The 7,035-nt window shown below is 66.8% G+C and carries 6 protein-coding genes; 3 read left to right on the forward strand and 3 right to left on the reverse strand.

Annotated features, from left to right (window positions below; genetic code table 11):
- Positions 1-20: 20 nt before the first annotated feature.
- Genes ACI3ET_RS14835 through ACI3ET_RS14845 form a run of 3 tightly spaced genes read right to left on the reverse strand, consistent with a single transcriptional unit; the run spans position 21 to position 2,767 of the window.
- Positions 21-1,271 (reverse strand): TRAP transporter large permease, encoded by a 1,251-nt coding sequence (locus tag ACI3ET_RS14835; RefSeq protein ID WP_405033848.1) that lies wholly within the window; start codon positions 1,269-1,271, stop codon positions 21-23.
- A gap of 3 nt (positions 1,272-1,274) precedes the next feature.
- Complete coding sequence (locus ACI3ET_RS14840; protein WP_405033849.1) at positions 1,275-1,799, reverse strand: TRAP transporter small permease; 525 nt, start codon at positions 1,797-1,799, stop codon at positions 1,275-1,277.
- The gene (locus ACI3ET_RS14845) at positions 1,796-2,767 is read right to left on the reverse strand and encodes a zinc-dependent alcohol dehydrogenase (RefSeq protein WP_405033850.1); all 972 of its coding nucleotides are present in this window, start codon (positions 2,765-2,767) and stop codon (positions 1,796-1,798) included. The genes ACI3ET_RS14840 and ACI3ET_RS14845 overlap by 4 nt, the downstream gene beginning before the upstream one ends.
- Before the next feature lie 219 nt (positions 2,768-2,986).
- On the opposite strand from ACI3ET_RS14845, the gene ACI3ET_RS14850 reads away from it, so the two are divergent.
- From ACI3ET_RS14850 to ACI3ET_RS14860, 3 genes are read left to right on the forward strand one after another with little or no spacing between them, the layout of a single operon-like run.
- Positions 2,987-4,240, forward strand: coding sequence for a RuBisCO large subunit C-terminal-like domain-containing protein (locus ACI3ET_RS14850; RefSeq protein ID WP_405033851.1), 1,254 nt, complete (start codon positions 2,987-2,989; stop codon positions 4,238-4,240).
- Positions 4,240-5,520, forward strand: coding sequence for a four-carbon acid sugar kinase family protein (locus ACI3ET_RS14855; protein ID WP_405033852.1), 1,281 nt, complete (start codon positions 4,240-4,242; stop codon positions 5,518-5,520). The genes ACI3ET_RS14850 and ACI3ET_RS14855 overlap by 1 nt, the downstream gene beginning before the upstream one ends.
- On the forward strand, positions 5,507-6,274 hold the full coding sequence (locus ACI3ET_RS14860) for a DeoR/GlpR family DNA-binding transcription regulator (RefSeq protein WP_405033853.1): 768 nt from the start codon (positions 5,507-5,509) through the stop codon (positions 6,272-6,274). The genes ACI3ET_RS14855 and ACI3ET_RS14860 overlap by 14 nt, the downstream gene beginning before the upstream one ends.
- Positions 6,275-7,035 lie beyond the last annotated feature (761 nt).

Consider the following 7,035-nt stretch of genomic DNA (forward strand, 5'->3'; position numbering starts at 1 on the left):
GTTTCCTTTGGGTAGGGCTTCTAGAACAGGAACGGGATGTAGGTCACGGCGGCCAGCAGGCCGAGGGCGACCCCTAGCAGCGGAAGGGCCGCACGCGCGGACTCGTGCAGTGGGACCCCGGCGATCCGGGTGGTGATGAGCAACGAGATGCCCACGGGCGGGGTCAGCAGCCCGATCGCCAGGTTGATGACGATGATCAGTCCCAGGTGGATGGGGTCGATGCCGACGGCGACCGCGACCGGAAGCAGGATCGGAGTGAAGATGATGATCGCCGCATTGCCCTCCAGGACCATCCCGATGAACAGGAACAGGACGTTCACCACGAGCAGGATCACCACGGGGTTGGCGCTGATCCCGAGGACGAAGTCGGCGATGAGACTCGGGATGCCGCCGGTGACAAGGGCCCAGGAGTAGAGCTGTGCCATGGAGATGATCAGCATGATCGCTGCGATCAGCATGAGCGACTCGGTCATCGCATGCTTGATCCTGCCCCAGGTCAGCTCGCGGTAGACGAGCCCGCCGAGAATCAGTGCGATGAGCACCGCTACGGCGCCGCCCTCGGTGGCTGTGAAGACGCCGAAGCGGATCCCCCCGAGCACGACGATCGGGATGAGGAGCGCCAACAACGCGTCCTTGGTGCTCCGCAACAGTTGCCGAGAACTGACCCGGTCCTCGGCGGGGTAGCCCTTGACCCGGGCGATCACGTAGGCGGTCAGGATGTAGACGGCCCCGAATCCGAGGCCGATGTACAGGCCCCAGAAGAACAGCGACCCGATGGAGACCTCGGCGGTGACGCCGTAGATGATCAGGTTGATGCTCGGGGGGATGATCACGGCGATGGTGGAGGCGAGGGCTGTCAGTGCGGCGGCGAACCCCGCGGGGTAGCCGCGGGCGACCATCTGCGGGATGAGGATCTTGCCGGTGGCAGACGCGTCGGCGACCGATGATCCCGAGATGCCGCCGAAGATCATGTTGGTGAGGATGTTGACGGCCGCCAGGCCTCCTCGGATGCTGCCGACCGCCGCGTAGGCGAAGTCGATGAGCCGGCGTGTGATGCCGCCGCTGTTCATCAGGGCACCTGCCATGACGAACAGCGGGATGGCCATCAGGGGGAAGCTGCGCAGTCCGGCAACGAGGCGCTGGGCGCCGATCTCGAGCGGGATGCCACCGGAGAGCCACATCGACAGCAGGCTGGCGGCGCCGATGGCGATCGCGACGGGAGCCCCGATGAGGAGGAGGGCGGCGAAGCCGCCACCAAGGATCACGGGCATGGTTCAGATATCCGTCTCTGGAGTCTTAATGGCATGAGCGACGGGGTCCGGCACGGGGATCGGCACCACGATGCGGTAGATGATCAGGACAACACTCAGGGCACACCCGACAGGCACCGCGAGGTAGAGGTAGCTGAGCGGGACGGTGGTGTTGAACAGCATCGTCAGGCCGGACATCGACTGGCGCTCGGCCGCGGACAAGAGCCGCACGGCATAGAAGCCGACCACGCCGAGCGTCACCGCGCTGACCAGGTCCGTCAGTGGGTTGACGATGCGCTGCAGAGTGTGTGGGAGGGCGTCGACGGCAAAGCTGATGACGATGTGCTCCCGTCGCAGGAAGGCGACCGGGACCACGAGCATGGTGGACCAGACGAAGCAGAAGATGGCCAGCTCCTCTGACCACACGGTCGGGGAGTTGAGGAAGTAGCGGCTGACCACCTGGATGAGGAGGGACACCGTCGAGATCGTGATCAGCGTGCCGGCGACCAGGAGCAATGTGTTGGCGACGAAGTCGGTGATCCGCTTCACTGCTCGGCACTCCGGCGCACGATGAGCTTCATGACGTCACCGGGGCCCTCGGCGGCGAACTTGGTGATCAGGCGCGCGGCGTCGGTCCAGTCCTCGGTGAAGGTGACCATGCGCTGGACGAGGTCGGGCTTGGCCTCGATGACCTGCAGAGCTGCGGCGATGTCGTCCTTGGTGTAGGTTGCGGTGCCGGTCATCGTGATCTCACGGATCTGCAGGTCACCGATCGGAGTGGGGTGGGCCGAGCCGAACACGGCGACCTGGACGACGGTTCCTCCGGTGGCCGCGCTCTTGACGGCAGTGCCGACCAGGGACGGCACACCGGCGGCCAAGAACACCAGATCGTAGGTGCTGCCGGGCAGCTGTTCGGCGTCCTCCACGGTCGTGGTGGCCCCGGCGGTGCTCAGCAGGTCGTGCAGGGGCCGGCGAGGCTCGGCGACGGTGATGTCGAGGTGCGGAGCCTGGGTCGACAGGACCGCGGTGATCAGCGTGCCGATGGTGCCACCGCCGAGCACGAGCGCCTTGCGGACGCCGCCCAGCTGCCCGGCGCGCCGGACCGCGTGGACCGCGACTGCGACCGGCTCCGCAAACGACAGAAGGCTGGAGTCCAGTGAGTCGGGCGCTGGGACGAGCGTGAACGTGGGGACCTTCACGAGGTCCGCAAGACCACCGGGCCACGTCGGGACGCCCAGCATGGTCTTGTCGGTGCACAGGTGATAGTCGCCGCGGACGCACAGCTCGCACGTCTGACAGGGCCACTGGGGATCGATGACCACCCGGGCGCCGACCTTCAGGGGCTCTGGCGCATCGGGCCCGATCTCCTCGATGACACCGCCGACCTCGTGTCCGCTGATGAGCGGAGGCTTGCGGAACGGGTGTGTCCCGTGCAGCGCGGAGATGTCGGACCCGCAGACTCCGGCCGACGTGACCCGGACGACGGCCTCGCCTGGGCCTGCGGTGGGCCTGGGCATGTCCACCACGCTGGCGGTGCCGTTCTGGGCGAATTCGATGGCCTGCAACGGACTCCTCGCAATCTACTCCGGATACAGCGGTGTACTGGGTAGCAGTTCGACTGTTCGATCGAACATCTCTCTGGACCGTAGCAACGTTTGCTTCCTGCGTCAACCCGCCTGTGGGTGTAGCGTTCGTGTGCGAGTCAATGTTCGTTCGCACGTAGCAGGGAGTGGATCGTGATTGACCAGACCTACGTCGTCGCCACCTACAGCGTGGCGGTTGACGGCGACCCAGAAGCAGCCGCGCTGGTGCTCGCCGGTGAGCAGTCCGCGGGCACCTTCACACGTGTGGAAGGCGACACACCGGCCCTGCAGGAGACCTTCGGTGCCCGGGTGCTGGACGTGCGCGCGACGGGGCGGGGCCGGGGAGCGGCACGTGCTTACGATCGGGGCGATGGCGCCAGGCAGGTGCCCGAGTACGACGTGCGCGTGGCCTATCCGGCAGGCAACTTCAGCGCCTCGGCGAGCCACCTGATGACAGTCGTCGCCGGCAACCTGTTCGAGCTGAAGGCACTCGCCGGCGTGCGCCTGGAGGACGTGGAGATCCCCGAGTCGCTGGCTCGGCGGATCCAGCGGCCGATGCCTCACGGCGTTCCTGGCAGCCGTCAGGCGATGAAGCGGCCCGAGGGGCCGATGCTTGGCACGATCGTCAAGCCGTCCATCGGCCTGGACAACGGACAGATCAGCGAACTCACCGGCGTCCTGGCCGCCGCCGGCCTCGACTTCGTCAAGGACGACGAGCTCAATGCGGACCTGCCCCACGCCCCGTTGCTGGACCGCGTCACCCGCGTCCAGGCCGAGCTGGGGCGGCGGGGCAACCCCGGGACGCAGTACGCCTACAACATCACGGGCACGGTCGAGCACATGAGACGTGCCGCAGAGCACATCGAATCGCTCGGAGGTACCACCGCCATGGTGGTCGTCCCCTGGGTCGGGCTGGAGGCCTTCGCCGAGGTGCGACGCCACACGTCCCTGGTGCTACAGGCCCACCGTGCCGGGTGGGGCGCGCTCGACCGCTCCGCGGACGTCGGCGTGTCCTTCCGCGCCTACGCGAGGGTACTTCGACTCCTCGGAGCCGATCAGGTGCACGTCGGAGGACTACGCAGCAAGTTCTGGGAGCACACCGCGAGCATCTGCGGATCGGTGGAGGCCCTGACCGCCCCGGATCCAGTGTCCCCTCCCGTGCTACCTGTGCTGTCCTCGGCTCAGACGGTCCTCACCGCGGCCGAGTCCTACCAGGCACTGGACACCCAGGACCTGCTCGTGCTCGCCGGTGGAGGAATCCACGGGCACCCCGACGGCCCGGTCGCGGGGGTGCGAAGCCTCCGTCTGGCGTGGGACGCCGCCATAGCCGGCACGCCCCTGGAGGATGTGGCAGCGCGTGAGCCCGAACTCGCCAGAGCGGTGGAGCACTTCTCGGAGCGCCGCTGATGGACATCTTCTTCGTCGCGGACGACTTCACCGGCGGTGTCGACGTGCTGCTCCAGGCGGCTCGGTACGGCCAGCCAGCCACCATGTTCCTGTCGGAGCAAGCGTTCCTGGCGGCCGACCGCAGCGAACTGCGGGCGTGCACGGGTGTCGCGACCACGTTCCGCAGCTCAGCGCCGACCGAGGTCGAGGACGGCCTGTTCCGGATCCTGGAGCATGCCGCCAGGACAGAACCACGGGTTGTGCAGTACAAGATCTGCAGCACGGCCGACTCCTCTCCGACCCGCGGCTCGGTAAGACCCCCGTTCGAGCAGTTCCTGCAACGCGGTGCTGGGCGGGTCGCGCTCCTCGTGGGTCAGCCAGGGTTACGGCGCTACACAGCGTTCGCGCACCACTTCGCCAACGACAGGGGCACCGTCTACCGCCTGGACCGACAACCGACGATGGCCAACCACCCGAGCACTCCAATGCACGAGGCGGACCTGCGCCTGCACTTCGCCGAGCAGATCGGCCAGGACGTCGGGAGCATCACACTGGAGGACATGCGCCAGGACGAGACCCTCAGTGCGGCCTGGGATCGAGAGACGAACGCGGGGCGCCGCCTTGTCGTTCTGGACGTGGTGCGCACCGAAGACCTCGCGACCCACGGGTTAGTGTTGACCCACGATCATCCGGCATACGTGATCGGCTCCGGTGGGGCCACCCTGGCCGTCGCTGCCGGGTTGGGGTGGCAGGAGGGGTCGATGCACCACGCGCAAGCAGAGGCTTCGGCCGGGCCGGTCCTTGTGGTAGCCGGCTCGTGCTCGGAGCTCACAGCAGCCCAGATCGACCACGTCGCCGACCTGGTCGAGTGGACCACACTCACCTGGGACCCGGAGCAACCCGCGGCGGCGGTGGCAGCGGAGGCCAGCCGGTTGCTTGATCGCGGCCAGCACGTGCTGGTGCACAGCAGTGGCGCCACGTCGGCGGCGGACGTCCACCGGGCTGACCTGGTCGATCGCGTCCCTCGAGGGCTCGCGGACATTGTCCGGTCAGCGCTAGGTCGCTTTGCCAGGCTCGTGATCGCTGGTGGCGACACCTCGGGCGATGTCCTCACCCGCCTGAGCGCGACCAACTTGACGACTCTGGCGGTCCTCGACCGGGACACCTGTCTGTGCTTGGTCCACGGCATCAGCGAGGACAGAGGCTTGGAGGTCGTCCTCAAGGGCGGGCAGATCGGAAGCGTTGACTTCTTCGTTCGCGCAGCCCGGGGAGAGGTGGACGACGCTGATGGCGACGAGTAAGACAGCGCGGCAAGAGGTCATCCTGCGAGCGATCAGCCGGGAGGGGCGGGTTGACGTGAGTGCCCTCGCAATGACGCTCGGAGTGTCGCCGATGACCGTCCGGCGCGACATGGCAGACCTGAGTAGCCGCGGACTGATCAACCGAGTGCACGGTGGTGCGACGAGCCGACAAGAGCCGTCTGTCCGGGCCGGTGTCATGCGCGAAGAGAAACGAGCGATGGCTCGCTGGGTCGCCCAGTCCGTGATAGACGACCAATTCTTGGGCCTCGATGTCGGGAGCACGTGCACGGCCGTCGCCCAGGAGCTCAATTCCCGGGGCAGTGTCACAGTCTTGTCCAACTCCCTCGAAGCACTGCACGTCTTGCGGAACACGTCGGTCCAGCGACTGTGTGTCGCCGGTCAGATCAATGCCGAGGGGTCGATAATTCCGCATGACACCGGAGCGGCCCTTGAGCCGTACGCTCTGGACAAAGTGATTCTTGGCTGCGGTGGCCTCAGCGTCGCTCGAGGTGTGACCTTTCACGAGGTGAATGAGACATTTTTTCGGAGAGCACTTATCGCGCGGGCGTCGGAGGTCGTCCTTGTGGCTGATCACACCAAGCTCGGACGAGAGTCCAGCTACTCGTTGGGGAAACTGTCCCTCGTCGATATCCTCGTGACAACCCGAGAGCCGGACAGCCCGCTGGCGGCGGTTCTTGCTGCCGCTGGCGTCCAGGTGGAGGTGGTGGACGTACCGACCAGCGTCATTGCCTGAGTTGACGGCGCACCGCGATGCGCACCCGAGCCCTTGCCATGCCGTCCATCAGGTGCGGAAATGGTGGACTTGTCCGCGATACCGCCGTCGGGACTTCTGTCGGCCGTGTCAGCGTGGCCAACTCCCTCTGATCGGCGTGACAGCGATGTACGGAACCTGTCTCCTGGAGACGGGCGGGCCGAACTCCTTGAAGGCAGAGCGCTCGAAGTAGCAAAGTGAATGCCTTCAAAGAACCGACCGCAGGCTGGGCGACCGACACCGTCGCCCTCCCCTGATGCCCCGTGTATGCGGACAGCCGGCGGGCGCAGGGCCCGACCTACAGCGAGTCACGCCGCACGGGTTTCCACAGGCCGACCGCGGGGCCGTTGACCGTCCTCATTGGCTGTTCGGCCCCACCGGCGCTGGCGATGCTGTGGTGGCCAACTGGTGGCCACGTGCAACCCCGTCTGGGCCCTCCTTTCCGGAGGCGGTGCAAGCGGCAACTCGCAGGATGCCCGAGTGACTGACGCTACTCCCCTGAGCCGTGCGGGAAATGGTGACCGTGCCCTTGAGTCGCGGTGGCGAGGGCTCCTCGCGGCGCCAGTACGTTGCCGCAGCACGGGCGTGGCACCGCAGGCTGGTGGCCACACCACCGAGTGGAGTCCACCAGAGTGGTGTACGACGACCACGGTGGTGAGCGTGTCCTGCTGATGTAGGCGCGGTCACCGCGTGATCCTTCGAGTGAACCTTCCACAGCACTCTCGAACGGAGCATCACGATGA

Origin of the sequence: Ornithinimicrobium jinqii (assembly GCF_045032595.1) — a bacterium.
In the GTDB taxonomy this organism is placed as follows: domain Bacteria; phylum Actinomycetota; class Actinomycetes; order Actinomycetales; family Dermatophilaceae; genus Ornithinicoccus.

Coding starts and splice junctions, on each gene's coding strand:
- ACI3ET_RS14855 (WP_405033852.1), top strand. CDS start 4,240: ATGGACATCTTCTTCGTCGCGGACGACTTCACCGGCGGTGTCGACGTG.
- ACI3ET_RS14860 (WP_405033853.1), top strand. CDS start 5,507: ATGGCGACGAGTAAGACAGCGCGGCAAGAGGTCATCCTGCGAGCGATC.
- ACI3ET_RS14835 (WP_405033848.1), bottom strand. CDS start 1,271: ATGCCCGTGATCCTTGGTGGCGGCTTCGCCGCCCTCCTCCTCATCGGG.
- ACI3ET_RS14845 (WP_405033850.1), bottom strand. CDS start 2,767: ATGCCCAGGCCCACCGCAGGCCCAGGCGAGGCCGTCGTCCGGGTCACG.